24 protein-coding genes are annotated in these 23,409 nt (G+C 52.6%); 7 read left to right on the forward strand and 17 right to left on the reverse strand.

Translation table 11 applies throughout. The annotated features are described in order from the left end of the window. Nucleotides 1-4: 4 nt before the first annotated feature. The 3 genes from soxX to soxC are packed head-to-tail and all read right to left on the reverse strand — an operon-like array spanning nt 5 to nt 2,626. Nucleotides 5-358 (reverse strand): sulfur oxidation c-type cytochrome SoxX, encoded by a 354-nt coding sequence (gene soxX / locus EYZ66_RS09760; RefSeq protein ID WP_009576269.1) that lies wholly within the window; start codon nt 356-358, stop codon nt 5-7. Beyond that, complete coding sequence (locus tag EYZ66_RS09765) at nt 358-1,326, reverse strand: c-type cytochrome (RefSeq protein ID WP_009576268.1); 969 nt, start codon at nt 1,324-1,326, stop codon at nt 358-360. Before EYZ66_RS09765 ends, soxX begins: the two co-directional genes overlap by 1 nt. Next, nucleotides 1,310-2,626, reverse strand: a complete 1,317-nt coding sequence (gene soxC, locus EYZ66_RS09770; RefSeq protein WP_009576267.1) for a sulfite dehydrogenase — start codon at nt 2,624-2,626, stop codon at nt 1,310-1,312. The genes EYZ66_RS09765 and soxC overlap by 17 nt, the downstream gene beginning before the upstream one ends. Nucleotides 2,627-2,724: 98 nt before the next feature. On the opposite strand from soxC, the gene EYZ66_RS09775 reads away from it, so the two are divergent. The 6 genes from EYZ66_RS09775 to fdxA all read left to right on the forward strand — a co-directional run bounded on the left by EYZ66_RS09775 (nt 2,725) and on the right by fdxA (nt 8,759). Next, nucleotides 2,725-3,057, forward strand: coding sequence for an ArsR/SmtB family transcription factor (locus tag EYZ66_RS09775; protein ID WP_009576266.1), 333 nt, complete (start codon nt 2,725-2,727; stop codon nt 3,055-3,057). A gap of 96 nt (nt 3,058-3,153) precedes the next feature. Further along, nucleotides 3,154-4,527 carry an OmpP1/FadL family transporter gene (locus EYZ66_RS09780; RefSeq protein WP_139042591.1) on the forward strand — a complete coding sequence of 458 codons (1,374 nt, stop codon included), beginning with the start codon at nt 3,154-3,156 and terminating at the stop codon, nt 4,525-4,527. Nucleotides 4,528-4,608: 81 nt separating this feature from the next. Beyond that, nucleotides 4,609-5,142 carry a YeeE/YedE thiosulfate transporter family protein gene (locus EYZ66_RS09785; protein WP_009576264.1) on the forward strand — a complete coding sequence of 178 codons (534 nt, stop codon included), beginning with the start codon at nt 4,609-4,611 and terminating at the stop codon, nt 5,140-5,142. Nucleotides 5,143-5,144: 2 nt separating this feature from the next. Then, on the forward strand, nt 5,145-5,672 hold the full coding sequence (locus EYZ66_RS09790; RefSeq protein WP_009576263.1) for a YeeE/YedE thiosulfate transporter family protein: 528 nt from the start codon (nt 5,145-5,147) through the stop codon (nt 5,670-5,672). A gap of 111 nt (nt 5,673-5,783) precedes the next feature. Continuing rightward, nucleotides 5,784-8,366: a DNA mismatch repair protein MutS gene (gene mutS, locus EYZ66_RS09795; protein ID WP_009576262.1), complete on the forward strand. Its 2,583-nt coding sequence runs from the start codon at nt 5,784-5,786 to the stop codon at nt 8,364-8,366. Between the two features lie 69 nt (nt 8,367-8,435). Then, on the forward strand, nt 8,436-8,759 hold the full coding sequence (gene fdxA, locus EYZ66_RS09800; RefSeq protein WP_009576261.1) for a ferredoxin FdxA: 324 nt from the start codon (nt 8,436-8,438) through the stop codon (nt 8,757-8,759). A 3-nt stretch (nt 8,760-8,762) separates the two neighbouring features. Here the strand turns inward: fdxA and EYZ66_RS09805 are convergent, their stop codons facing one another. From EYZ66_RS09805 to EYZ66_RS09870, 14 genes are all read right to left on the reverse strand, one after another. After that, nucleotides 8,763-9,566 carry a peptidoglycan DD-metalloendopeptidase family protein gene (locus EYZ66_RS09805; protein WP_083814386.1) on the reverse strand — a complete coding sequence of 268 codons (804 nt, stop codon included), beginning with the start codon at nt 9,564-9,566 and terminating at the stop codon, nt 8,763-8,765. Continuing rightward, nucleotides 9,547-10,422: a DUF368 domain-containing protein gene (locus EYZ66_RS09810; protein WP_009576259.1), complete on the reverse strand. Its 876-nt coding sequence runs from the start codon at nt 10,420-10,422 to the stop codon at nt 9,547-9,549. Before EYZ66_RS09810 ends, EYZ66_RS09805 begins: the two co-directional genes overlap by 20 nt. Further along, a complete protein-coding gene (locus tag EYZ66_RS09815; RefSeq protein WP_009576258.1) occupies nt 10,422-11,084 on the reverse strand; it encodes a protein-L-isoaspartate(D-aspartate) O-methyltransferase in 663 nt (220 codons plus the stop codon). The genes EYZ66_RS09810 and EYZ66_RS09815 overlap by 1 nt, the downstream gene beginning before the upstream one ends. Further along, the gene (gene ispF, locus EYZ66_RS09820; protein WP_009576257.1) at nt 11,081-11,563 is read right to left on the reverse strand and encodes a 2-C-methyl-D-erythritol 2,4-cyclodiphosphate synthase; all 483 of its coding nucleotides are present in this window, start codon (nt 11,561-11,563) and stop codon (nt 11,081-11,083) included. Before ispF ends, EYZ66_RS09815 begins: the two co-directional genes overlap by 4 nt. Beyond that, nucleotides 11,563-12,255 carry a 2-C-methyl-D-erythritol 4-phosphate cytidylyltransferase gene (gene ispD / locus EYZ66_RS09825; RefSeq protein ID WP_009576256.1) on the reverse strand — a complete coding sequence of 231 codons (693 nt, stop codon included), beginning with the start codon at nt 12,253-12,255 and terminating at the stop codon, nt 11,563-11,565. The genes ispF and ispD overlap by 1 nt, the downstream gene beginning before the upstream one ends. Continuing rightward, the gene (locus EYZ66_RS09830; RefSeq protein WP_009576255.1) at nt 12,245-12,592 is read right to left on the reverse strand and encodes an FtsB family cell division protein; all 348 of its coding nucleotides are present in this window, start codon (nt 12,590-12,592) and stop codon (nt 12,245-12,247) included. The genes ispD and EYZ66_RS09830 overlap by 11 nt, the downstream gene beginning before the upstream one ends. A 2-nt stretch (nt 12,593-12,594) precedes the next feature. Next, nucleotides 12,595-13,881 carry a phosphopyruvate hydratase gene (gene eno, locus EYZ66_RS09835; protein WP_009576254.1) on the reverse strand — a complete coding sequence of 429 codons (1,287 nt, stop codon included), beginning with the start codon at nt 13,879-13,881 and terminating at the stop codon, nt 12,595-12,597. Between the two features lie 19 nt (nt 13,882-13,900). Next, nucleotides 13,901-14,752: a 3-deoxy-8-phosphooctulonate synthase gene (gene kdsA, locus EYZ66_RS09840; RefSeq protein ID WP_009576253.1), complete on the reverse strand. Its 852-nt coding sequence runs from the start codon at nt 14,750-14,752 to the stop codon at nt 13,901-13,903. A gap of 27 nt (nt 14,753-14,779) precedes the next feature. Continuing rightward, nucleotides 14,780-16,420 (reverse strand): CTP synthase, encoded by a 1,641-nt coding sequence (locus tag EYZ66_RS09845; protein ID WP_009576252.1) that lies wholly within the window; start codon nt 16,418-16,420, stop codon nt 14,780-14,782. Nucleotides 16,421-16,564: 144 nt separating this feature from the next. After that, nucleotides 16,565-17,911, reverse strand: a complete 1,347-nt coding sequence (gene tilS / locus EYZ66_RS09850; RefSeq protein WP_009576251.1) for a tRNA lysidine(34) synthetase TilS — start codon at nt 17,909-17,911, stop codon at nt 16,565-16,567. An 18-nt stretch (nt 17,912-17,929) separates the two neighbouring features. Beyond that, entirely contained in the window at nt 17,930-18,877 is a 948-nt protein-coding gene (locus EYZ66_RS09855) for an acetyl-CoA carboxylase carboxyltransferase subunit alpha (RefSeq protein WP_160195659.1), read from the reverse strand. Between the two features lie 83 nt (nt 18,878-18,960). Continuing rightward, nucleotides 18,961-20,262, reverse strand: coding sequence for a sodium ion-translocating decarboxylase subunit beta (locus tag EYZ66_RS09860; protein WP_009577258.1), 1,302 nt, complete (start codon nt 20,260-20,262; stop codon nt 18,961-18,963). Continuing rightward, on the reverse strand, nt 20,263-22,056 hold the full coding sequence (gene oadA / locus EYZ66_RS09865; protein ID WP_009577260.1) for a sodium-extruding oxaloacetate decarboxylase subunit alpha: 1,794 nt from the start codon (nt 22,054-22,056) through the stop codon (nt 20,263-20,265). A 45-nt stretch (nt 22,057-22,101) separates the two neighbouring features. Beyond that, nucleotides 22,102-22,371: an OadG family protein gene (locus EYZ66_RS09870; RefSeq protein WP_083814426.1), complete on the reverse strand. Its 270-nt coding sequence runs from the start codon at nt 22,369-22,371 to the stop codon at nt 22,102-22,104. Nucleotides 22,372-22,435: 64 nt separating this feature from the next. Between EYZ66_RS09870 and EYZ66_RS09875 the strand changes: the two genes are divergently transcribed. After that, entirely contained in the window at nt 22,436-23,407 is a 972-nt protein-coding gene (locus EYZ66_RS09875; RefSeq protein ID WP_235714751.1) for a tRNA dihydrouridine synthase, read from the forward strand. Nucleotides 23,408-23,409: the final 2 nt, after the last annotated feature.

Here is a 23,409-nt window from a genome sequence, read left to right on the forward strand (position 1 = left end):
GCTGTTATAAAGAATGGACGTAGTCTACCATCCACTCCAGTTCCTGATCTGTCAAAATATGATGAGCGCCATAGGGCGGCATGTTGGTATTGGGGTTTCGAACTCTGGGATCGGCAATCTGCGCTTTGAGCTGTTCCCGATCAGGGTAGCGTAACTGCATCATAATCAAAGCAGGTCCACTATTACCCGGTTGCTCTGCTCCCTCAGCCATATGGCAGGAAAAGCAGTTACCAGCGTTACGATCAGCGGCCAAGCCGTAGCCTTTAGCGATGCGTTCTTCTAGCGACAAATCAGATGCACTCAAGTTTGCGCATCCAAGCAATAGTGCCGCAGTAACCATTAATTTTAGCTTTGGCATTACAGGCTCTCCTGTACCATATAGTCTACGGCCGCTTTGACGTCGTCGTCAGTCAGGTTCATGAAACCACCTTTAGCTGGCATGACTCCGGCCTCGCCTTGGTAACCTTCTATGGCATGCTTGTACAGGGTGGCACTACCCGCCGCTATTCGCCCACGCCACCCTTCGACGTCACCCACTTTGGGGGCGCCCGCTAATCCCGAGCCGTGACAAAGCATGCAGCTTTGATCGTACACACTCTTACCGACAGTCGCTACTGCAGGCTGAGATTCAGTAGCTGCCTCAGTGGCATCTCCCTGCGCAGCCGCCAGCTCCTCTGCCAAAGAGGGCGATGCCTGCGACTTGATTTCGATAGCGGCAGGATCTCGGCAATCCGACATACAGCGTGTGTTCGCCGTATCGGGACGTTCGTCAGGAATAAAATTGGGCTCATTCGGCAAGCGCACGGTAGCCAAAGTGTCTTGATTAAGCTCGAAGGTCTCGTCGTCAATGATGTAATTCATAAACAACAAGTAGGCCGTTAGAGAATAGACCTCATCGGGCGCTAAAGATCTGGGCGCCGTATAGGGCATGGCTCGGTTGATATAGTCGAATACCGTGCTCGTGTAATTCCAGTACGAGCCGATCGTTTTATGCGGACGCCCATCACCGCTCAAAGTGCCTTCACCACCTGCGAGCGAGGGATAACCGTCAACACCCTCACCAAAACTACCATGGCAAGAGGCGCATTTTTCTTCGTAGATCCACTCGCCCTCTTCCGCTGTACCGCGACCCTCTGGCAATCCCAATCCGTCCGGGCGCACATCAATATCCCAACCCGCTATTTGCTCAGGGGTCGCGACTTGACCATAACCGTAGTAGCCCGAGTCCTTTTCGGCCTGGGCAGCACCTGCTCCGAGCGTCATGGCGACCGCCAGCAACCCACTTGATAATAAGCTCGTTTTTACTTGATTAGGAGATTTGAACATTGACGACACTCCCATCTGCGTTAACTTTCCATGTGTGAATGGCATTTTTGTGATAAATCGAGTTCTCACCCCTAGCGGCACGTAGCTGACCGTAGGTAGGCTGCACAAACCCGGTGTCATCTATCGCTCGACTCTGAATCATTGCAGGCTGGCCTTGCCAGTCCCATTCTAAACCGAAGCGGGTCAGTGCACGGGGGAATACCTCGCTGGTGAATTTGGCTTCACGCCAGGTCACACCGCCATCAAAGGACACGTCTACATGCTTGATTTTGCCTCGTCCAGACCAAGCCAATCCCTCAACCCAAACTTTGCCAGGCTTCATCATGGGCTTCTCTGGACACGGATTCGTTACGACCGAGTTACACTCTTGTACAAATGTAAATTCGCGTGAGCGACCGTCGGGCATCAAATCGGTATATTTCGAAGTTTCTTCGCGGTGGTACCAAGGCTGGTCGCCTATCTCTAAACGACGCAACCATTTGATACTGGTATTGCCTTCCCAGCCTGGATTCACCAGCCGCACAGGGTAACCCTGCTCGGGCCGCAGCATCTCGCCGTTTTGGGCATATACAACTAAGGTATCATCTAAAGCTTTTTCGAGCGGGATACTGCGACTCATGTGCGAGCCATCTGCTCCCTCCGCCAGAACCCATTTACCCTCGGGTTTGACGCCGACTTCTTCCAAGAGTGTGGACAGTAAAACCCCTGTCCACTCGGCACAGCCGATCATACCGTGGGAAAACTGCAGACGATTCATCTGCGCACCACGCCATTCCATGCCACCGTTAGCGGGACATTCCACAAAATGAATTTTGCTCACCGATGGAAAGCGCATCAAGTCATCCATCGATAGGATAATTGGACGCTCGACCATGCCGTGAATCATCAGATGATGTTCCTGCGGCTTTATGTCCGGGAGACCAGCGTGGTAACGCTCAAACATAACACCACTGGGCGTAATGATCCCTTTAAGATCAGCCAAAGGAGTGAAACTGATGGACGAAATGCGGTCGGGCGTGAGCCATTCGACGGTTCGACGCTGCACATGGGATTCGTATTTGGAGGGCGAGCCATAGGGTGCAAACAACACTGGCTTGCCCAAGGTTTTGCCGTAAGCGGGCTCCTCCGGAGGAAAAGCTGCCTTAACGGAGGGCATGTGTGCCGCAGCGGCCGTGGCGGATGCAGCCCCTAGAAATGTGAGACCCTTACGTAAAAAGCCGCGGCGATCGGTACCCGTTAAATTTTCGCCCGAAACTGCGACTTGTTGTAGTAAACTATCGAGTTCTGCTTGTTTATTCATGCGCTAACCTTGATTATTTTATGAGCGACACGTAAGTTGAAGTGACAGCATATTATAAAATTCTTAACTAACGCAACCACCCTGAGGAAAAGCTGACAGTGGAACTCGACAAAATGCAAGCATCGGCGAAGAACGCGACCGATATGCTAAAGCTACTTGGGCACCCTGACCGCCTTATGGTTTTGTGCCAACTCAAAAACGGTGAAGCATCGGTGGGTGAGCTTTCCCGTATGCTTAACATTAAGCAATCTCCCTTGTCTCAGCATCTCGCGCGCATGCGCCACGAGGGCGTTGTAGAAAGTCGACGGGAGGCGCAAACCATCTACTATCGCCTATCCGGAGATAAGGTCGCGCAGATTGTGACCGTACTCTACGAGCTCTACTGCGCGACTGACGACGAGGACAGTGCGTGCGCTGCATCCGATCAGTAATCGTCAAAAAGAAAACAAATCACAGCATTTGCATATTAGAAAGTTTGAAGGTAACTTAGTTACCAATAACGATAAAACAGAAATAAGGGATACCCTATGAAGACGAACCTCGCATTCCGCATGAGCGCCATGGCACTCGCATTTGCCACTCCAATGGCCTTTGCGACCAATGGCTACTTCACTCACGGCGTTGGTAGCCACAATAAAGCACAAGCTGGAGCCGGCTTAGCATCACCTTCGCAGGCGATTGACGCAGCGAACAATCCGGCCTCGGCCATTTTGGTAGACGATCAGACCAACGCAAGCTTGAGCATTTTCTCGCCTAGACGCAGCTACACTGCGTCTGCAAGCATGGCACAGGGAAATGGCGGTGCCTTTAGCATCATGACTCAGGGCGAGCTCGATTCAGGCAGCGAATACTTTCCTCTGCCCGCCATCTCCAAGAAATGGATGTGGGGCGATGACAGCGCCCTAGCATTTAGCTTTTACGGACGCGGAGGCATGAACAGCGATTGGAAGGGTGGCGCAGCCGCCTTTGATCCAGACGGTCCAGGTCCCGCTCCTGTCATGACCATGCCCGGCACTTTCGGCATGGGTGATACTGGCGTCGACTTAATGCAAGCATTTGTAGAGCTCGCATGGGCGAAGAAGGTGTCTGATACTTTTGCAATCGGCGTAGCACCCGTTGTGGTAATTCAAGCCTTTGAGGCGAAGGGGCTTGAAGCCTTCACTGGCTATACCAAGACATTCGCCGCCAACGCAGCACAAGGCGGTGCACCGGCCAATAGCTTGACCGGAAACGGCCACGACATGTCCACCGGCATTGGATTCAAATTCGGTGCCAACTGGCAAGTAAGCGACTCGGTCTCATTGGCGTTTGCTCATCAAACCGAGATAGGCATGTCGGAATTCGACGACTACTCTGACTTATTCGCAGAAGGTGGTGCTTTCGATATTCCGTCAAGTACGCGCGTTGGCGTAAGCTTTCAGGCAACACCCGCGCTTACCATACACCTTGATGGCGAGAGCATTGGCTACAGTGACATCGGCTCTGTTGGTAATAGCGGCCTAAACATCTACGCCTGCCCCACCGCAGCAATCCCGGTTCCGAAAGATCTAGAATCGTGTCTGGGTGGCAACAACGGCGCGGGTTTTGGCTGGGATGATATGAGCGTCGTCAAGCTAGGTTTTACCTACAACGCGGGCGACACCACCTACCGCGCGGGCTTCTCCAAGGGCGACCAGCCAATCCAGCCTTCCGAGGTTCTGTTCAATATTCTGGCGCCCGGCGTCATTGAGCAGCACATCTCGTTCGGCATGGGCAAAAAGTTAAGCAACGATCGCGAATGGGGCTTCAGCTTGATGCACGCGCCAGAAAAGAGTGTGAAAGGCGGATCCATGTTTGACCCAACTCAGACAATCGAGCTGAAAATGCATCAGTTTGAGCTTGAGTTTTACTACACTTGGTAAACACATAAACGGGGTGCTTAGCACCCCTTTTTTAGGCGCTTAATATCAGAACATCATAATATTGTTAGGAAAGGAGCATGTATGAAAGATGGTATCATCTCTTGGAAAGCTGCAGGTGTTGCACTCGGTTTGCTGCTCATCGTAGCAACTTATCTCGTAAAACCGTTGGGCGTATCCACACAGTTCGTTGTTTCCGATGCAGCAATCGCGCATAAGGTTAACCCCGAATTTGCTGAGAACAACGTCTATCTCAATAAGTATGGTGAAAAGGAAGATTGGGGCGTTGGTTACGGCTGGATGCTGGTATTCGGCATGCTTGTCGGTGGCGGCATCACTGCGCGCCTTTTCGCCAACAAACAGCCCGAGATGGATAAAGGCTCAATGCCCAGCCTCTGGAAAGAACAGTTTGGCCCTTCTAAATTGAAACGCAACCTCGCCAGTTTTGGCGGCGGCATTTTATTACTTTTCGGTGCCCGACTCGCGGGAGGGTGCACGAGCGGCCACATGATCAGCGGCATTTCACAAATGGCCATCAGCTCATTCATATTCGGCGCTGTGACTTTCGCAGTCGCAATCGCCACTGCTAAATTTTTGTACCGTAAACGAGGAGTCTAATCATGACACTAGTCATCGGATTTTTAATCGGCTGTGCCTTTGGCGCCATTCTTTACTTAGGCGGGGCCTCGAGTTACCGCCGCATCCTTGGCACCCTACTCTTAAAAGACATGTGGATCATCAAACTCATGATGACTGCGATGGGGGTAGGCACTTTGGGTATCTATCTGCTCGATTTGGGCAACCTCGCAAACTTAAGCATTAAACCTGCATACATATGGGGCGTTGTTGCTGGTGGGGCAATTTTCGGGATTGGCTGGGCCTTGTCAGGCTACTGCCCCGGGACCTGCGTGGTAGGCAGCTCTGAAGGTAAAACAGATGCGATATTTACATTAGTGGGCGCATTAGTGGGCGCTTTCCTGTTTGCATTCGCCTATCCAGTCCTAGAGGAAACCGTATTGGCCCCTGCAAATTTAGGCTCCATTTCTTTAGAAAGCGTACTCGGAGTTCAGGGTATTTGGATCGCAGCGCCTTTTAGTGCCCTGCTGATTTTCCTGGCTTTCTTCGTACTCAAAGATCGATACGAATAAACTGAGTGAGCGGCGCCTTTGGCGCCGTTTCTTTTTCTGCGGTGGACATAGCTATTCACAGCCGGCTTTGTTAAATTTCAGGTTCTCTTCACAGCCATATTAAGCCCTTTAATGTCAGCCTCATCACAAGCAGCAGCCGCTTCCATTGATCAACACACCCCCATGATGCAGCAGTTTTTGCGCATCAAAGCGGAACACCCAAAACACCTGTTGTTTTATCGGATGGGCGATTTCTACGAGTTATTTTTTGATGACGCCGTCAGAGCTGCATCGCTGCTCGACATCACACTAACAGCACGGGGAAAATCGGGCGGTGAAGACATTCCCATGTGCGGCGTCCCCTATCACGCTGCGGAGAGCTACCTAGCTCGCCTCATTCGCAAAGGCGAATCGGTCGCCATCTGCGAGCAAGTGGGGGACCCTGCCACCAGCAAAGGGCCGGTAAAACGCGAGGTGGTGCGAATTATCACCCCGGGCACGCTGAGTGATGAAGCACTTCTAGACCAGTCGCGAGATAACCTAATCCTAGCCATTCATCAAGGGAAAGACTCGATCGGGGTGGCGTATATCGAACTTAGCGCGGGCATTTTTAAGGTACTTGAGGTCGCCGATCGAGAATTGTTAGCCGCTGAGCTGTCGCGACTACAGCCGGCAGAAGTACTTTACGCCCAAAGCTCAGGCATCAGCGACTTAGTGACCAGTAAATCGGTCCGCGAGCTCCCGCCTTGGGATTTTGAACCTGAGTCCGCTGAACGAGAACTCAACCGGCACTTTGGCACGCAAGATCTCGCGGGGTTTGGATGCTCCGAACTGACCCAAGCAGTATGTGCCGCTGGCGCCCTCCTGCGCTACGTAAAAGACACACAGCGAGACGAGCTCACGCATCTCACCAGCTTAAGCCACGAACAAAACAGCGACGCCGTGCTGATGGACCCATCGACGCGGCGCAACCTAGAAATCGATATTAACTTGCAGGGTGGCGAAGACAACACCTTATATAGCGTATTAAACACCTGCAAAACGCCAATGGGAGCCCGTTTACTGCGTCGAGAGCTACTGCGCCCCATGGCGAAGCGACCCGCGATCGAGAGGAGACTCGATGCCCTAAGCGCCATAATCGACAACATGAGAGACGGCGATCTTCGCCTTGCTCTGGCTGGCGTCGGCGACATGGATCGCATTTTGACTCGCGTTGCTCTGCGTTCGGCTCGCCCCAGAGATTTAACCCGACTTAGGCAATCATTGCATTGCGTACCACCCCTACAGCAAATTCTTGAGCATATAAACGACAGCGTACTGACAGACATTTGCCTCAACTTAGGAGACTTCCAGGCACTGCGCGACTTGCTCGACCACGCCATAATCGACAACCCGCCAGTAGTGATACGCGAAGGCGGTGTCATCGCGCCGGGATTTAACCCAGACCTCGATGAACTTCGAGGGCTCAGTACTCAGGCCGGAGACTACCTGCTCGAGCTTGAAACACGAGAGCGTGAACGCACCGGCATTAGTACATTAAAAGTGGCTTACAATCGCGTTCATGGTTACTACATCGAAATGTCAAAGGCACAAGCTGAACAGGCGCCTGTAGACTATCAACGTCGGCAAACACTAAAGAACGTCGAGCGCTTTATCACCCCTGAGCTCAAGGCTTTCGAAGACAAGGCATTGTCTGCAAAGAGTCGAGCGCTAGCGCTCGAAAAAGAGCTGTATGAAGAAATACTGACCACGCTAAATGCTGAGCTCTTGCCCCTGCGCGCCTGCGCCGAGGCCTTGGCGCTGCTTGATCTGCTGGCTTGTCTAGCAGAGCGCGCGCAGGCGCTTCGATTGGTACGACCCACCTTCGGCAACGAGAGACTCTTTGAAGTCAATCAGGGGCGCCACCTCGTCGTCGAGCAGGTCTCAGAATCGCCTTTTATTGCGAATGATCTATTATTGAATAATCAACGTGAGATGCTTCTGATCACCGGCCCTAATATGGGCGGTAAATCGACCTACATGCGGCAAATTGCCTTGATTGCTTTAATGGCGCACGTGGGCAGCTATGTGCCTGCTGAGGCAGCACATTTGAGTACGATAGACCGCATCTTTACACGCATTGGGTCGTCGGATGATCTTGCGGGAGGACGCTCAACCTTTATGGTCGAAATGACCGACACCGCAAATATCCTCAACAACGCAACATCCAACAGTCTGGTATTAATGGATGAGATTGGCCGCGGCACTTCAACGTTTGATGGATTGAGCTTGGCATGGGCAACCGCACGCCGCCTCGCCGATCACATCCATTGCTTCACCTTGTTTTCAACCCACTACTTCGAATTAACCGAGCTACCCAGCCTTTGCCCTAACATGATCAACGTGCACTTAGGAGCGCAAGAGTATAATGATGGTATCGTATTCATGCATACCGTCAGAGAAGGCGCGGCAAGCCAAAGCTTTGGCTTGCAAGTCGCTAAATTGGCAGGCCTGCCTGCAAACGTCATCCAAGCAGCAAAAACCAAGTTGACCGAGTTAGAGCAAGGTAGCAAGCAGACCAAAGCGGCTACAGCGGCGGTCTATCAAGCGGAGCTATTTGCTGATGAAGCGAGCGATACGGTGAAGGAAGCTCTGCAACAACTCAATCCAGACCAAATGACACCCATTGAGGCCTTGGTTGCGTTAAGTCAGCTTAAGTCTAAGCTTGTTCCATAAAAGCACTTCTAAAGCGTGTGGCAAGCGGTTAGAATTGCGGCCGTTGAATTAGGGCGCTAGGAGATTACCATGACCTTTGTTGTTGGCGAAGATTGTATTAATTGTAAACACACCGACTGCGTCGAAGTGTGCCCAGTAGATTGCTTTTACGAAGGCCCCAATTTCTTAGTGATCCACCCTGACGAGTGTATTGACTGCGCTCTTTGCGAGCCTGAATGCCCGGTCGACGCAATTTTCAGCGAAGATGAGCTACCGGAAGACCAGCAAGTGTTTTTAGAGTTGAACGCCGAGCTTGCAGAGATCTGGCCCAATATTACCGAAATGAAAGACGCCCTACCCGATGCTGAAGAGTGGGCGGGCAAATCCAATAAACTCGCATTATTGCAGCGCTAAGCTCTAGCGTTTACCCAATACAGAATGGGGGTCGACTGGCTTCCCATTCTTACGAATTTCGAAGTGAAGCTTGACGCTGTCCGTACCCGAGTCCCCTTTGCGGGCGATCAACTGTCCCGCTTTGACATCCTGCCCTTCTGAGACCTCGATACTGTCGTTGTGACCATAGGCACTTAAAAACGTATCGTCGTGCTTAACAATTAACAACAAACCGTACCCTGCGATGCCGGTTCCAGCATAGACCACTCGTCCCGATGCGACCGCGACAATCGGGTCACCACGCTGACCGCCGATATCAATACCCTTGTGAACAGAGCCCGAATAATTTCTTACAACACTCCCTTCAGAGGGCCAGCGCCACCGACCATTAAAGGTGGGTAAGGGCTTCTCTGGTACCGAGACACGCGGTGTTGTAACCGTATTCCTCGCGCCTGCACTACTCTGGGGCACCGCTGCCTTAGGGGTACTTGCCTTAGCAGAAGCCACAGAAGATGACGGTTGGCTCGGGCGCTGATACGGCGCTTTGAACACGAGCTTCTGACCTGGATAGATTGTGTAGGGGGCTGCAATGTTGTTAATTTTGGCAAGCTCTTGGTAATCCATACCGTAGCGCCAGGCAATCTTAAACAAAGTATCGCCCGCCACCACATAATAACGTGCAGGCGGTTGGGAGTTGGGTATCACACGATACTCGACCGGCGCACGCGATGTCGCACACCCGGTTAACGTTAAGACCAACAACAGCAACGCAACGCGCCCTCGAATGGCACGCGGGCTATGAATCGTCTTATGACAAGCCGTGCTCATGGCCCCAGCGCGATTGCAGCAACGTAACCAATGCGATTCCCAATGCAGCGCAACACAGGCACAGCAGAATGCTCGGTTCCCCCGCCGAGTAATTCCACGGAGCGACCGGACTACCCTCAGCTTCACGCCAGGGCCAAACCATCGCCAGCGAGCCCCATAAAAAGCCGGTTAACACCGCAACCGTAGCGCGCCGTTTGTGTTCGAGCAAATACGTAAGTACTCGACTAAAACTGGTAATTCCCGCTGCCGCGCCCAGCATGAAGAGGGCTATCGAAATAAGGTCAAGTTGCTTTAAAGCGCCAAGCACAGGTTGATACATACCGATCAGCAACAACAATAGAGACCCTGACACACCCGGCAATATCATGGCACAAATTGCCACAAAACCGGCGCCAAAAAACATCCACGGAGCGGCCGACACATCTGCTGGCACCCAAAAAATAAAGCTCGCCGCAAACACAGCGGCCAAGAACGACAGGACAAAACTGGGCAAATTATAGCCGCCCACTTGCCGCTGTAATACTAAGGCTGACGCCGCAATTAAGCCAAAAAAGAACGACCACAGCGGCAGCGGGTGATGCGCCATTGTCCACAAAATTAATTGTGCAAGGCTAATAATACTGACACCAATACCTGCGACTAATACGGCTAAAAAACGCCCATTAATGTGTTCCCAAGCCTCTCGCAACTGGCCCCGCAACACCAATCGGGCCGCCTGAGTATCGATCGAGCTGATACTTCTGAGCAGGGTGTGGTAAATACCGGTGATTAAAGCCATGGTGCCACCCGACACACCGGGAACCACATCCGCCGCGCCCATCAACATGCCTCGCAAAAACACACCTAAATCACTCATCAACGCACAGCACCAGGCAGCAACGGGACAAAATAAACGGACTCAAGCACTTCGTGAATAAACTCGCCACCCTCGCGCACAACAAGGTGTAGCGCTTGTTTTTCGGAGCCCACTGGCATCACTAAACGACCGCCATCTGCCAACTGGTCAAGGAGCGCTTGAGGGATGGTATCGCCCGCCGCTGCGACCAAAATACCATCGTAAGGGCCCTTATCAGCCCAACCTAACATGCCATCGCCATGCTTACACGAGGCATTCCAAACCTTCAGCGACCGCAGCCGCTGCTTGGCTTTTAAGAGCAACGGTTTAATGCGCTCGACGCTAAAGACCTGATCGACCAAGCGCGACAATACATAAGTCTGAAACCCAGAACCGGTGCCTATTTCCAGCACATTTTTGCGCGGTCCCGCGGCAAGTAAGATTTCTGTCATACGTGCGACGGTTAAAGGCTGACTCAAGGTCTGCTGATAGCCGATCGGTAACGCCGTATCTTCGTAGGCTCTATGGGCCATGGCTTCGTCTAAAAACAAGTGTCTCGGGGCATTACGCATAACTTCTAGGACGCTTAAGTCTTGCACCCCCTGATCGCACAAACGCTGCACTAAACGCTCGCGGGTACGCTGCGAGGTCATGCCGATACCCGAGACATCGCGCGTATTCATAAGCTCGCCTCAGCAACAATCACCACCGCATGCACGGCGACTCCCTCACCTCTGCCCATTGGGCCCAGACCCTCGGTAGTCGTAGCCTTAACGCTGACCTGCGTGACCGCAACTTGCATACAGGTCGCCAATGTCTCGCGCATAATATCAATAAAGGGACGCAACTTTGGTGCCTGAGCGATGACGGTTATATCGGCATTGTTGAGTTCATAGCCCAACGAACGCACTTTCGACATCACATCGTGCAAAAATTCGAGGCTGTTACGGCCTTGATGCCGCGCATCAGTGTCGGGATAGAACAAACCGATATCCCCGAGGGCGAGTGATCCCAGCAGTGCATCGCACAGTGCATGAATCAGCACATCTCCATCAGAGTGAGCCTTAAAAGCCTGACTAAAAGGTATATCAACACCACCCAGACGCAGGTGCTCGCCTTCAGTGAAGGCGTGGACATCATAGCCATGCCCTATTCGAATCATTACTGCCTCTCTAACCACAGATTCGCCAAATGAAGATCATCGGGCAAGGTCACTTTAATGTTATAGGCGGGCCCCTCGACAAGACCCACTTCCAATCCTTGAGCCTCGAGCGCGGAGGCCTCATCCGTTATGTTGTGACCAGCCTGTAGACCCGCTCGAAGGGCTGAGCATAAATCTTCAACTTTGGCCATTTGAGGTGTTTGCGCGCCCCACAAACCCTCTCGAGAGACCGTTCGATCGATCACACCAGCGCGATTCGAGCGCTTAATCGTATCACTAATTGGGCGGGCGAGTATTGCCGCTCGATACTGCGAGCGGGCACGCCAGAGCACATCAATATCGCGCGTTTGCAGCATTGGACGAGCTGCATCGTGCACCATGACCCAATCGCCATCATCGGCCTGCAAGTCAATATATGCGAGCGCATTCAAAACCGAGTTTACGCGCTCAGCGCCGCCCTCTACCTTCACAATCTTGGGATGAGTCGCGAAGTCGCTTTCCAAAAACTGACGATCAGAGGCAGACAACGCCACTACGATCTTGTAGGTCGTGGGCCAAGACAGAAAGGTCGCCAAACAATGATCGAGCAGTGAGCGTCCCCTGAGCTTGGTATACTGCTTCGGGAAATCACCGCCAAAACGTTGACCCACACCTGCCGCAGGAATAACCACCCAGCAACGCTCAGCGGCCATCGGGTTGCTCCTGCTTGAGAGCACTCTGAGGGGCTGAGGCATTGGGCTGTCCTGCCGAATTCGACGGAGTCTCCGGAAATAAATACAAGGTCTCGCCCCGCTTTATCAAACCAAGATCTTCTCGAGCGCGTTCTTCAATGAGCTCATTAGACGTTTTTAAAGACACGATCTCTTCCAATAGCTCGTTATTTTTTTCTTCTAACCGTGCGTTTTCGCGTTCGAGTTGTGTCAAGCGTTGCTTGAGCTCCGCCTGCTCTTGCAACGAACCTTCAGCAAACCATAGGCGGTACTGTAACCAGACCAACAGCAGGCTAAGAACCAGCGCCGCCCATTTCATACTTAAGCGCGAGAAAACTCCGCTCTGCCGCGATACGGAGCTTTACCACCCAACTGAGCTTCGATTCGCAGCAAGCGGTTGTATTTTGCAACGCGGTCAGAACGACAGGCTGAACCCGTTTTGATCTGACCCGCGCCAGTTGCAACGGCCAAATCTGCAATCGTGGTATCTTCGGTCTCGCCTGAACGGTGCGATATCACTGCTGTGAATCCCGCATTTTGGGCCATAGCAATAGCGTCGAGCGTTTCTGACAAGGAACCAATTTGGTTAAATTTAATCAGAATCGAATTGCCGATACTCTGCTCGATACCGCGCTTCAAGATCGCCGTATTGGTCACAAACAAATCGTCACCCACCAGCTGAATTTTGTCACCCAACTGCTTGGTCAAATACGCCCAGCCTTCCCAGTCTGACTCGTCTAAACCATCTTCAATCGACAGAATGGGGTGTTTAGCCGCCAAGTCAGCCAGGTAGTCCGCAAAGCCCTCACTCGAGAAGCTCTTATTTTCGCCAGACAGCACGTACTGCCCGTCTTTGTAAAACTCAGAGGCTGCACAATCGAGCGCCAAGGTGATATCGGTACCCAATTCATAGCCTGCCGCACTCACTGCCTCGGCAATCACACTCAGAGCCGCTTCATTCGATGGCAGGTTTGGTGCAAACCCCCCTTCATCACCCACGGCCGTCGATAAACCTCGCGAACTCAGTACTTTTTTCAGGTTGTGAAATACCTCAGCACCCATGCGTAAGGCCTCAGCGAACGAAGTCGCTGATACCGGTTGAATCATGAATTCTTGAATATCGACGTTGTTGTCGGCGTGCTCACCGCCATTCAAGATATTCATCATAGGCACCGGCATCGTTAAATTGGTGTTGCCGGCCAAATTGGCAATATGCTGGTATAAGGGTAAGCCTTGAGCTTGTGCCGCGGCTTTCGCTGCCGCTAACGAAACTGCCAAGATCGCATTCGCGCCGAAGGTCGCTTTGTTATCGGTGCCATCGGCTTGGATCATAGCATCGTCGAGCGCACGTTGATCGAACGCCGACATACCGACCAACAACTCAGCAATTGGGCCGTTGACGTTGTTAACGGCCGTCAAGACGCCTTTACCTAGATAGCGCGACTTATCGCCATCTCGCAGCTCCAGTGCTTCTCTAGACCCGGTAGAGGCGCCAGAGGGTGCGCAGGCCGAACCGACCGCGCCAGATTCCAAGGTCACCTCAGCCATAACCGTGGGGTTGCCACGCGAATCCATAACTTCAAAGGCTTCAATTTGGGTGATTTTCATTAACAACTCCAAAAACAGTTTACTCAATAATTAATTCGGCTTGCGCTTTGACAACATCGTCAACCGCTTTCATTTGCGCCAAGAAAGGCGCCAAAAGTTCAAGCGGCAGAGCACTGGGACCATCACACTTGGCTTTGCTGGGATCGGGGTGCGACTCTAAAAACAAGCCCGCCAAGCCCAAGGCCATGCCCGCGCGCCCGAGCTCGGCCACTTGATGCCGACGACCACCCGAGGCCGCGCCACCGGGATCGCGACACTGCAAAGCATGAGTCACATCGAAAATAAGAGGGGCGTTATTACACTCCCGTTTCATCACGCCAAAGCCCAGCATATCGACCACAAGATTGTCGTAACCGAACTGACTGCCGCGCTCACACAACAACAGCTGACCGTTGCCGCATTCAACGAACTTTTCCACAATATTGCGCATCTGCGAGGGGCTGACAAACTGCGGCTTTTTGATATTAATCACACGTCCAGTTTCAGCCATTGCCTGTACCAGATCGGTCTGACGCGCCAAGAACGCAGGCAACTGCAGGATATCCGCAACTTCGGCAACAGGTGCGGCCTGCTCTGGAGCGTGAATATCGGTGATGACCGGCACACCGAACTCAGCTTTTACTGCCGCGAGAATTCGTAAGCCTTCGTCCATGCCTGGGCCGCGAAATGAATGAATGGATGAACGATTAGCTTTATCGAAAGAGGCTTTAAATACCAACGGGATATTCAGGGTTTGGCAAACGCGCACATACTCGGCTGCAACCGAAAGCGTAAAGTCCAAATCCTCAATGACATTAATACCGCCTAGCAGAACGAACGGCGCTTCGTTAGAGAAACGAATGTCGCCGAGTTCGACAGCGTTTTGATTCATAGCATTCTCCAGTTAATGCTTACCGCACTAGGCTTCTGCGCGCTTTGAGCTCGCATCTAGGGCCGCTTTGATATAACCCGTAAACAAGGGATGTCCACCTCGCGGTCGCGACGTAAATTCAGGATGGAACTGACACGCAACAAACCACGGGTGATTGGGGATTTCGATAATCTCGACCAACGAGTGATCTGCCGACCAGCCAACCACTTGCAAACCTTGTTCAGCCAAGCGGTCGAGGTAGGTATTGTTGACCTCATAGCGATGACGGTGTCGCTCTTCAATTGTTTCAGCACCGTACAGAGCCCGCACTTTAGAACCCTCGACTAAGTGGCAGGGTTGCGCACCCAAACGCATCGTACCGCCCAAGTCGGAAGCCGCCGACCGCTGCGAGGTACTGCCATCGGGGTTCACCCATTCAGTGATAAGACCGATAACGGGATGGGGCGTGCTGGGGTCCATTTCCGTTGAATTGGCATCGTCAAGACCCACGGCATTGCGCGCAAACTCTATCATCGCCACATGCATGCCAAGACAAATGCCCAAGAACGGCACCTTGTGCTCGCGTGCATACTGAACGGTTTGAATTTTGCCTTCAAAGCCTCGATCCCCAAAACCACCAGGGACCAAAATGGCGTCGACGCCTTCTAATACGCTGGTGCCTTCCTCTTCAATTTGCTCTGCATCAATGTAATCCACTTCGACCCGCGCCATAGCTTGCAAGCCAGCATGCTTCAGTGCTTCGTTCAACGATTTGTAGGCATCGAGCAAATCCATGTATTTGCCTACCATCGCGATGCGTACGGTCGGAAGATCTTCTGCAAATTCTCGAGCCAGCACATCATCCCACTCGGACAAATCAGCTGGCGGACACTGCAAACCCAGACGCTCGACGACCACTTGGTCAAGATGACACTCGTGCAAATGCTTGGGCACCGCGTAGATCGATTTAGCATCTAACAGAGGGATAACGGCGCGCTCTTCTACGTTGGTAAACAATGCGATTTTTTTACGTGCGCTCTCATCGATTTCGACAGTACAACGGCACAACAGAATATCGGGCTGCAAACCAATAGACCGCAACTCCTTGACCGAGTGTTGCGTAGGTTTGGTTTTAATCTCGCCGGCGGTTGCAATGTAGGGCACCAGCGTTAAGTGCATCAGCATCGCTCTGGAAGCCCCGAGCTCTACTCGCATTTGACGGGCTGCTTCCAGGAAGGGCTGGCTTTCGATATCGCCCACCGTACCACCAATTTCGACCACCGCGACGTCAGCATCGCCTGCACCGAGCTGCACTCTGCGCTTGATCTCGTCAGTGATATGCGGAATCACCTGAACTGTGCCGCCCAAATAGTCCCCGCGGCGTTCTTTACGCAAGACCTCGGAGTACACTTTTCCCGTCGTAAAGTTGTTTGTTTTACGCATTGTCGTGCGCGTAAACCGCTCGTAGTGCCCCAAGTCCAAGTCCGTTTCGGCACCGTCTTCCGTCACGAAAACCTCACCGTGCTGGAAAGGGCTCATCGTGCCCGGATCGACGTTAATATAGGGGTCCAGTTTCAGAAGTGTCACTTTAAGACCACGGGCCTCGAGGATGGCCGCAAGCGAAGCCGCAGCAATGCCTTTACCCAAAGAAGAAACCACTCCACCTGTGACGAATACGTATCGCGTCATGACAGCCTTTTTCCTAATAAAAAAGATAGGCACGACCCTTAACGATCACGAGAAACAGGCCCTCGTTGATCTTCAAACGCCGCATCAGAATGGGAAATCAGATTATCAGAAAGGTGGGGTTAGCTCAATCGAATCTGCTGGTGTTTATTGCGAAACTTGCCGATAGACAAACGGTGATTTTTCGATTAGCTGGTGCTGCCAATCGACCCTCAGCCCCGCAATTGTCGGGTGAATTTGGGCTAACAAGTCACTATCAACCACTCGATTCAGAACGCTGACCACACGATCATCAACACACATCACAACTACTGCGCTGCGCCACCAGGGTGGAACTCGCCACTCGTGCAGCAATTTTGTCAATTTACGACTTGGCTGTTTGCTATGCGTTCTGCAAGATTCACCTGCAAGCGGCGTACGAGCACTAAACCGCCCCTGTAACGCCTCCGGGAGATTGACCACCTTAAACAGACCCAAAGCAGACTCTGCGCAAAGTTCGGAATCAGCCTCATACAGCGTCATTTCGGAACCAACATTGGCGATATCTGAGCAGCAGTAAATACTACCGGCATAGAAACGCAAAGCGTAATGACCTGTTTGAAGTATCGGGCCTTGATCATTTTTTACGCCTTCGAGCTGCCGAACAAACTCATCTAACTGAGCTTTCGAGGGCCGGTACAGGCTTAGCTCGGCCAACCAAGCGCGAACTAAGTGTGCCAGTGCACTGGCGTTTAGCCCCAGAGGTACCTCTAAGATTGGCTCGCCGGTCAGCGCGCGTATCGTCGGTACCTGCAACGTATTCTGTTTGTCCCACATCGCTTGCAGAAGCTCTATCGAGCGCCCCACCGAAACGGCCGCTTGTGGCCAGCGAGCACGAATCAAAGGTACGAGCTCTTGTCGCAGGAAACCGCGATCATACCGTGTGTCCAGATTGCTGGGATCGAGCACATAATCGGGTGCAATCGCTGTCGCAATTTGTACCAAATCGTTCCTAGCAACGCCTAATAAAGGGCGAATGAGCAAACCGACCCCCAAAGACCGCTCAGGCAACATAGATCTCAAGCCTTCCGGCCCCGCACCTCGAAACGCGCGCATTAAGAAGGTTTCTAACTGATCGTCTTGATGATGCGCGGTCATTAGCACATCTTGCTCGCATATGAGGTCTTCAAATGCACGGTACCGAGCGGCACGAGCCGCCTCTTCTAGCCCGCCACCAGACTCGACAACCACCACCGACCTCGCTTCGAACGCAAAGCTAAGCTGCTTAGAGACTCGCTCAACCAAAACACCCCAATTGGCGCTGTCAGGATGCAAACCATGATCGATGTAAATAACGGTTACCGGGGGGATGTCGTGCGCGTCACCCAGGGCACGCACGAACGCCATCAGGGCGACAGAATCAGCGCCGCCGCTGACACCCAAGAGCCAACGCGGCGCGTCAATATAGCGCAGTAAAAACTGCTCGACGTGCGGGTACTTGCCTAACAAGCCCATGTCGAGCACACAGTGGCGCTAATTACCAATAGAGAGCAAGCGATCGTAGCGAGCCGCCAGAACGTCGTCTAGGGACTGCGATTTCAAGCGCGCCAGCTCGGTCTCGACATGAGATTTAATTCTGCTCGCCATACCATCGATATCTCGATGCGCCCCTCCCATAGGCTCGGGAATCGTCGCATCGACAATGCCCAAATCCTGCAGAACAGAGGACGTCACCCCCATCGCCGCTGCCGCATCGGGCGCGAATTCTGAGCTTTTCCAGATAATGTTGGCGCAACCTTCAGGAGAGATCACGAAATACGTCGAATATTGCAGCATCGCCAAGTGGTCACCCACTCCGATTCCCAAGGCACCGCCTGAACTTCCCTCGCCAATGACCACGCACACAATCGGCGTTTTTAGGCGCGACATCACGGCCAAATTTTGCGCAATAGCCTCGCTAATGCCCCGCTCTTCAGAATCAATACCTGGGTAGGCTCCCGGAGTATCAATTAAAGTCACGACAGGCATTTTAAAACGTTCGGCCATTTCCATCAGGCGTAACGCTTTGCGGTAGCCTTCAGGCTTGGGCATACCAAAATTTCGATAGACTTTGTCTTTGACGGAACGTCCTTTTTCTTGACCAATCACCATGACCGGCTCGCCGTTCAGGCGCGCCACACCGCCGATAATCGCCTTATCGTCGCCGAAATGACGATCGCCGTGGAGCTCATCAAATTCAGTAAAAATTCTCGGGATATAATCCAGGCTGTATGGACGCTGAGGATGACGAGCCACTTTAACAATGTCCCACGGGCTCAAGTTTGCGTAAATTTTCTCCGTAAGCTTGGCGCTTTTGCCACGCAGTGTTTGGATTTCTTCCGCGATATCGATACCGTCACCGGCGCCTACCAATTGCAGCTCCTCGATCTTAGCCTCGAGCTCAGCGATAGGTTGTTCGAAATCCAAATAATTCGGGTTCATTAAGCGACTGTCCTGACAAAAAACGCTAGTTTACAAAACTTTGCCGCCCCAAGCCATCGCTGATGCCGCATCCAGTGAATCCGTTAAGCACCCACCAACGCGATCATGACGCCAGCCGCCACAGCAGATCCAATAACACCCGCCACATTCGGACCCATCGCGTGCATCAGCAAAAAGTTTTGCGGATCGGCCTCAAGCCCCAATTTATTCGAAACGCGCGCAGCCATAGGTACGGCAGATACCCCCGCAGATCCGATCAATGGATTCACTTTTTGCTTGGAGAACAGATTCAGACATTTAGCCATCAAAATACCGGCCGCTGTACCAATCGAGAACGCAACAATACCCAGAGCAAGAATACCCAGCGTGTTCACATCTAAAAATTTGTCGGCCACCAGTTTGGCGCCTACCGACAAACCCAAAAAGATCGTGGTGATGTTAATCAAGGCGTTCTGGGCTGTATCTGACAAGCGATCAACTACCCCGCTCTCTCGCATTAAATTACCCAAGCAAAACATACCCAACAAAGGCGCGGCATCTGGCAACAGCAGTGCAACCAAGACCAGAAGTATGATCGGGAATAGCACTTTTTCTCGGCGCGACACGTCGCGTAATTGGCTCATGACAATTTTGCGCTCATCCACTGTTGTCAGTGCTCGCATAATCGGTGGCTGAATCAATGGCACAAGGGCCATATAAGAGTAAGCTGCCACCGCAATAGCGCCCAACAAATCCGGCGCTAGGATGCTTGAAACATAAATCGCGGTCGGGCCATCAGCACCGCCGATAATGCCAATCGCTGCAGCGTCAGCCAAACTAAAGTCCATCAGACCGAGCGCACTTAAACCCACAGCACCTAACACCGTGGCAAAAATGCCGAACTGTGCCGCAGCACCCAAAATGAGGGTTTTGGGGTTGGCCAGCAAGGGGCCAAAATCGGTCATAGCACCCACGCCCATAAAAATGACTAAGGGGGCTATACCCGAGCCAATGGCCACCGAGTAAAACTGATACAGCATGCCATCGCTAAATCCCGCGGCATGAGCATAGCTCTCGGCCAACAGGCGATCCGCGGGAGCCAACCCTTCAAGAAGATGAAGAAGCGCCTTACCCGAGAGATTGTCCGCACCTGCGAGCAGATTAAGCTGGTCAATCAAGGCGGCCGACCCAAAATGAACGGCGTTCTCAAGCACGGGTGAGGCCAAACCGGCCCCGGGAATATTCGCAAGAACACCTCCGAAACCGATGGGCAAAAGCAAAAGGGGTTCGAACCCCTTATTGATCGCCAGGTACAACAACAGTAAACAAACGGCAATCATAACGACTTGCCCCATTTCCGCTTGGGCCAATCCTGACGATGACCACAGCAATAACAGCTTTTCCATTTAACCGATCACCATCAAATTCATGCCGATCGCTACAGAATCGCCGGCCGTGACATCAATCGAATTAACGATACCATCGGCCGGAGCGCGAATTTCGGTTTCCATTTTCATGGCTTCCAAAATTAACACCACGTCCCCCTGTGAGACTCTGTCACCCACACGTACAGGAACACGCACAATGGTGCCCGCGAGTGGCGCAACAATTGAAGCTCCCGCAGTTGGGGTGCGGACAGCGCTGGCTGCAGCAGGTTCTGTGGCTAAAGCGCGCTCCACGATCGCACCGAGCTCGCCACTGGGCGCAACTTGAACGCTGTATACTTTACCGTTGACGGCAACATCATAAACCTCTGTGCCACCCGCACTGGGCGCGCTAACCGCAGCCGCTTTGGGCTCAGCACGATTCTTAGGGTGCGGTTCAAATGCCGACATATCACCGCGGTTCTGAAGAAATTTAAGACCCACCTGAGGGAACAAGGCATAGGTCAACACATCGTCAATCCTATTGTCGGCGTCGAGCTCAATACCCTGCTCTGCTGCCAGCTGCTCGAGCTCTTTTGTTAACGTTTGCAGTTCTGGAGCTAACAAATCTGCTGGCCGGCAGGTAATGGGTTCTGCACCTTCGAGCACGCGCGCCTGCAACTCGACATTGACCGAGGCGGGCGTAGCACCATACTCGCCTTTAAGTACACCTGCCGTTTCGCGCGAAATCGACTTGTAGCGCTCCCCAGACAACACATTCATAACCGCCTGCGTACCAACAATTTGCGAGGTGGGGGTCACCAGGGGAATGTAGCCTAGATCTTCTCGCACACTGGGGATTTCCTCCAGGACCTCGTCTAAGCGATCGACTGCACCCTGCTCACGCAGTTGATTTTCCATATTGGTGAGCATGCCGCCGGGGACTTGTGCGACCAAGATACGTGAATCAACCCCCCGCAGTGAGCCCTCAAACTCGGCATATTGCTTACGAACTTTGCGAAAATAGGCTGCGATCGATTCTAGCAAGCCGATATCTAACCCTGTATCACGGTCCGTGCCTTGCAAAATTGACACCACAGACTCAGTAGGAGAATGACCATAGGTCATCGACATTGAAGAAATTGCCGTATCGACGTTATCAATACCCGCCTCGACGCACTTTAAGATAGTCGCCGTCGACAAACCGGTCGTCGCGTGGCATTGCATATGAATTGGGATCTCACAGCTAGCCTTCAAGCGCGACACCAATTCGAAACCCTCGTAAGGTCGCAGCAAGCCTGCCATGTCCTTGATGGCAATCGAGTCTGCGCCCATATCCTCAAGGCGTTTACCCATATCGACCCACATATCCAATGTGTGCACAGGGCTTAGGGTATAAGACAGCGTGCCTTGGGCATGTTTGCCCACCCGTTTGACTGCCGCCATGGCCGTTTGCAGGTTGCGCACATCATTCATCGCGTCAAACACTCGGAACACGTCAACGCCATTAATGGCCGCACGCTCAACAAACGCGTCAACAACATCGTCTGCATAATGCCGGTAACCCAATATATTTTGACCGCGCAAGAGCATTTGTTGAGGCGTATTGGGCATGGCTTTTTTCAGTTCTCTGATGCGCTCCCAGGGATCTTCACCCAAATAACGGATACAGGCATCAAACGTTGCGCCGCCCCAGGTCTCAACCGACCAAAAACCGACTTTATCCAACTCGCTGGCTATGGGCAGCATATCCTCCAAACGGAATCGGGTCGCCAAAAGCGATTGGTGGGCGTCTCGAAGAACGACGTCGGTAATACCCAAAGGCGTTTTAGTCAATGGAAACTCTCCTCTTTGTGGTCGCTGCAGCTGATCACTTGGACGCTATGTGCGATCGCGATAACGTTTTACCGCCGCAGCGATTGCAGCGACGGTCTCTTCATTTGGGCTCGCGCCGGATGCCAACGTCGACGTAGACGCTGGCTTAACTGCTTGAGTGGGGGACAAGCTCACGAACCAGGCCAATACTCGCATAGCAAGCACCAGCAGCAGTAAAAATAGCACGACCGTCGTCATACCATAGAACATCAGGGTCAGTCCTTGACTGATTAAAGGCTCCATAAGCTCCACCGAACGTAAGTATTGGGCTATCATAGCGCAGCACCCCGCGATTTTGCATTCATCTTTGTTTATAAGTGGTATTCAGAAAAATTTGTCCGTGTCACCGCTCACACTCATGCTGGCCCCCATGGAAGGTGTCATAGACCACACCATGCGAGCACTCTTAACGCGATTGGGGCCTTACCAGCGCTGCGTGACCGAGTTCTTGCGGGTCACCGACAAGCTCTTACCTGAGCGTGTTTTTCATAAGATCTGCCCAGAGCTTAAACAGGCGGGCGTAACGTCGAATAACACGCCAGTGTATCTCCAGCTTTTGGGCAGCAATCCCCAGATATTGGCCAAAAACGCCCTGCGAGCGGTTGATCTGGGCGCTAAGGGCATCGACTTAAATTTTGGTTGCCCAGCCAAAACTGTCAATAAGTCCAAGGGTGGTGCGTCGCTCTTACAAACGCCCGACCTTGTCGGTGACATCGTTGCCTGCGTTCGCGATCAGGTACCGTCCCACATACCTGTCACCGCCAAAGTTCGATTGGGCTTCTCCGACGACACGCTCTTCGAGACCCTAATACGCCGGCTAGATAAGGCTGCTCCTACCGAGATTACAGTTCACGCGCGGACCAAAGTGCAAGGTTACAAGCCGCCGGCGCACTGGCACCGCATTAACGACGTTAAGTCACTCACAGACATCCCGATTGTCGCTAACGGTGAAGTTTGGAGTACCGCAGACGCCCTACAATGCGCCAATGTCTCGGGTTGCGATCGCTTGATGTTAGCGCGTGGCGCCCTTATGCGCCCGGAGCTGGGGCGATTGATTCGACAAGAGCAAAACAATCAACAACAGGAAGTGCTGCCATGGCGCCAAATTGCAGCGCTACTGCTCGAGTTTTTTGAAGCGCAAGGCCATCACTACGACGCTAAATATACACCAAGCCCGGTCAAGCAATGGCTGGTGTATCTAAAACACTATCACAGTCAAGCTGCGCTGCTATTCGAGCAAGTAAAACGCATCAAAGACCCATTAGAATTTGGCAAGGCACTGGAGATACACTTACGGTCGACAGACGCGTAGCA

This window comes from Aequoribacter fuscus (genome assembly GCF_009910365.1).
In the GTDB taxonomy this organism is placed as follows: Bacteria; Pseudomonadota; Gammaproteobacteria; order Pseudomonadales; family Halieaceae; genus Aequoribacter; species Aequoribacter fuscus.

Coding starts and splice junctions, on each gene's coding strand:
- EYZ66_RS09845 (WP_009576252.1), bottom strand. CDS start 16,420: ATGACGCGATACGTATTCGTCACAGGTGGAGTGGTTTCTTCTTTGGGT.
- EYZ66_RS09765 (WP_009576268.1), bottom strand. CDS start 1,326: ATGTTCAAATCTCCTAATCAAGTAAAAACGAGCTTATTATCAAGTGGG.
- EYZ66_RS09780 (WP_139042591.1), top strand. CDS start 3,154: ATGAAGACGAACCTCGCATTCCGCATGAGCGCCATGGCACTCGCATTT.
- EYZ66_RS09810 (WP_009576259.1), bottom strand. CDS start 10,422: ATGAGTGATTTAGGTGTGTTTTTGCGAGGCATGTTGATGGGCGCGGCG.
- ispD (WP_009576256.1), bottom strand. CDS start 12,255: ATGGCCGCTGAGCGTTGCTGGGTGGTTATTCCTGCGGCAGGTGTGGGT.
- eno (WP_009576254.1), bottom strand. CDS start 13,881: ATGAAAATCACCCAAATTGAAGCCTTTGAAGTTATGGATTCGCGTGGC.
- EYZ66_RS09815 (WP_009576258.1), bottom strand. CDS start 11,084: ATGAATACGCGCGATGTCTCGGGTATCGGCATGACCTCGCAGCGTACC.
- EYZ66_RS09805 (WP_083814386.1), bottom strand. CDS start 9,566: ATGAGCACGGCTTGTCATAAGACGATTCATAGCCCGCGTGCCATTCGA.
- EYZ66_RS09790 (WP_009576263.1), top strand. CDS start 5,145: ATGACACTAGTCATCGGATTTTTAATCGGCTGTGCCTTTGGCGCCATT.
- EYZ66_RS09855 (WP_160195659.1), bottom strand. CDS start 18,877: ATGAACCCGAATTATTTGGATTTCGAACAACCTATCGCTGAGCTCGAG.
- EYZ66_RS09870 (WP_083814426.1), bottom strand. CDS start 22,371: ATGATAGCCCAATACTTACGTTCGGTGGAGCTTATGGAGCCTTTAATC.
- kdsA (WP_009576253.1), bottom strand. CDS start 14,752: ATGAATCAAAACGCTGTCGAACTCGGCGACATTCGTTTCTCTAACGAA.
- ispF (WP_009576257.1), bottom strand. CDS start 11,563: ATGATTCGAATAGGGCATGGCTATGATGTCCACGCCTTCACTGAAGGC.
- EYZ66_RS09830 (WP_009576255.1), bottom strand. CDS start 12,592: ATGAAATGGGCGGCGCTGGTTCTTAGCCTGCTGTTGGTCTGGTTACAG.
- soxX (WP_009576269.1), bottom strand. CDS start 358: ATGCCAAAGCTAAAATTAATGGTTACTGCGGCACTATTGCTTGGATGC.
- EYZ66_RS09860 (WP_009577258.1), bottom strand. CDS start 20,262: ATGGAAAAGCTGTTATTGCTGTGGTCATCGTCAGGATTGGCCCAAGCG.
- tilS (WP_009576251.1), bottom strand. CDS start 17,911: ATGGGCTTGTTAGGCAAGTACCCGCACGTCGAGCAGTTTTTACTGCGC.
- soxC (WP_009576267.1), bottom strand. CDS start 2,626: ATGAATAAACAAGCAGAACTCGATAGTTTACTACAACAAGTCGCAGTT.
- EYZ66_RS09785 (WP_009576264.1), top strand. CDS start 4,609: ATGAAAGATGGTATCATCTCTTGGAAAGCTGCAGGTGTTGCACTCGGT.
- mutS (WP_009576262.1), top strand. CDS start 5,784: ATGTCAGCCTCATCACAAGCAGCAGCCGCTTCCATTGATCAACACACC.
- fdxA (WP_009576261.1), top strand. CDS start 8,436: ATGACCTTTGTTGTTGGCGAAGATTGTATTAATTGTAAACACACCGAC.